This window comes from Bacteroides sp. 51, from assembly GCF_010500965.1.
Lineage (GTDB): Bacteria > Bacteroidota > Bacteroidia > Bacteroidales > Bacteroidaceae > Bacteroides.
This window is the reverse complement of record NZ_QVMI01000132.1, coordinates 1-384: the sequence shown is the minus strand read 5'-3', so window position 1 is coordinate 384 and position 384 is coordinate 1. Positions and strand designations below refer to the sequence as shown.

General features: G+C 59.9%; 1 rRNA gene. It reads left to right on the top strand.

Annotated elements, in window-relative coordinates:
* Positions 1-119, top strand: a 23S ribosomal RNA gene (locus D0T87_RS24355); the annotation flags it as partial.
* Positions 120-384 lie beyond the last annotated feature (265 nt).

The window sequence follows — 384 nt, the reverse complement described above, 5'->3', positions numbered from 1 at the left end:
AAATGGGTGGTAAACTCCATCTAAAGCTAAATATTGGCACGAGACCGATAGCGAACAAGTACCGTGAGGGAAAGATGAAAAGCACTTTGAAAAGAGAGTCAAACAGTACGTGAAACCGTTAAAAGGGAAACGGACGGGGCCAGCATTGCGCCCCTTCGAGATTCAGCCGGGCCTGGCCTCGGGCGGGCGGCCATCAAGCGGATCCGTACGGACCGCGGCCGTCTCGGTTCGGGGACTCGACCGTCGCACTTCTCGGGGGCGCGTGCCAACGTCGGTTGTCTCTGGGTCTCAAGGGCTTCGGCAAGGTGGGTTCTTTGCTCTCGGGCTGGAGCTGTTTATAGGCCGAACGTCGCATGGCCCGGGGGCGACCGAGGTGCCGCGGCG